Here is a 1,662-nt window from a genome sequence, read left to right as displayed (position 1 = left end):
CTGCCGGCCGACACCGCTGAAGCGATGGTGCACATCTACGACGGTGGCGGCGTCAAAGCCGTCGGCCCGGCCTTGCTGATCCGCAAGAACATTGCCGACACCGTCTCGCTCAGCGGCACCTACTACGTGGACCTCGTGAGCAACGCCTCGATCGACGTGGTCACCACCGCCAGCGCCTACCACGAGATGCGCAACGAGCTCTCCCTGAGTCTGGCCTATGCCACGCGCGACAGCCTGATCACGCTCGGCGGCTCGCACAGCCAGGAGCCGGACTACGTCGCCAACAGCTTCTCGGTCGACGTGTCGCAGGAGATCCTCAGCGGCCTGAGCACCATCTCGCTGGGCTTCACGCGCGGGCAGGACCAGGTCGGCATGCACGACAACCCGAGCTTCTCCGACAGCGCCAGCCACTGGCAGTACCGCGTCGGCGGCAGCCTGATCCTCAGCCCGCGCTGGGTCGCCAGCGCCAACCTCGAAGCCATTGCCGATGACGGCTACCTCGGCAGCCCCTACCGGCTGGCGCGTGTCTTCGGCTCCTTCATCCACGAGAACAACCCGCGCACCCGCTCCGGCCGGGCGGTCAAGTTCCGCGTGATTGGCGACGTGGGCGAGGCCGGTGCCCGCAGCGCCGTGCATGCCGAATACAGGTACTTCTGGGACAACTGGGCGATCCGCGCCAACACACTGGAGGCTGGCTACACCCGCTACCTGGGCGATGCTTTCCTGATCGATGGCTTCGGCCGCTACAACCACCAGACCAAGGCCTTGTTCTACAGCGACAACGCGCCCACCGAAACCACCTACTTCAGCCGCAACCGCCAGCTCGGCACCTTCAACAGCATGTCGCTGGGTGCGCACCTGAGCTGGAACGCGGCCAACGTGCCAGGCAAGTACGACGTCAAGCTGCACGGCTCCTGGGAAATCGTGCGCTTCGACTACCAGGACTTCACCGACATCCGCACCGGCAAGCCCTACGCCTTCACCGGCCATGTGGTGCAGCTCTACATGACCGCGAGCTTCTGATGATGCCCATGACCTTCCCCCAAGCGCTGCGCAAGGCATTGGCTGCCGCCGGCTGCCTGCTGGCCCTGGCCGCACCTCTCACCAGCTGGTCGCAAGCCACCGCGCCCGAGGCGGCGGCTTCTGCTCCTGCTGTGGACCCTGCTGCAGCCGCTGTGCCCGCGACCGCTGCATCCGCCCCGTCCGACCCGGTGGCGCTGGACGCGCGCGTCGAAAGCCTGAAGTCCGACGTGATCCAGCTCAACCGCGACCTGCTGCTGCTCGAAGAGGAACTGCTGTTCCCGGCCAGCACGCAGGTGGCCGTGTTCGTCTCCAGCGACGTCGGCGACCTGTTCCTGCTGGACTCGGTGCAGGTGCTGCTGGACGGCAAGGAAGTCGGCAACCACCTCTACACCGAGCGCGAGCTGGTGGCGCTGCGGCGCGGTGGCGTGCAACGCCTCTATCTGGGCAACCTGCGCAGCGGCGAGCACACGCTGGTGGCCATCTTCGTCGGCAAGGGCCCGCACGAACGCGACTACAGGCGCGGCACTACGCTGAAGTTCGAGAAGGGCAGTGAGCCCAAGTACGTCGAGCTGCAGATCAAGGACTCGGCGCGCACGCTGCAGCCGGTGTTCGACGTCAAAGTCTGGCAGTGACGGCGGT

At 66.4% G+C, this 1,662-nt stretch carries 2 protein-coding genes; both read left to right on the top strand.

What is annotated here, in order from left to right; genetic code table 11:
* Nucleotides 1–1,023 (top strand): DUF3570 domain-containing protein (locus tag FKP22_RS29565; protein ID WP_141291778.1); only part of this gene is annotated, 1,023 nt, incomplete at its 5' end.
* 8 nt (nucleotides 1,024–1,031) lie between these two features.
* Nucleotides 1,032–1,655 (top strand): AraC family transcriptional regulator, encoded by a 624-nt coding sequence (locus FKP22_RS29560; protein ID WP_231011094.1) that lies wholly within the window; start codon nucleotides 1,032–1,034, stop codon nucleotides 1,653–1,655.
* Nucleotides 1,656–1,662: the final 7 nt, after the last annotated feature.

This window comes from Ideonella azotifigens (assembly GCF_006519715.1).
GTDB classification, from domain to species: domain Bacteria; phylum Pseudomonadota; class Gammaproteobacteria; order Burkholderiales; family Burkholderiaceae_C; genus Ideonella; species Ideonella azotifigens.
This window is presented reverse-complemented; position numbering and strand designations above follow the sequence as displayed.

Bases quoted from the DNA above. Each gene is read 5' to 3' on its own strand.
- FKP22_RS29560 (WP_231011094.1), top strand. From the start codon at position 1,032: ATGACCTTCCCCCAAGCGCTGCGCAAGGCATTGGCTGCCGCCGGCTGC.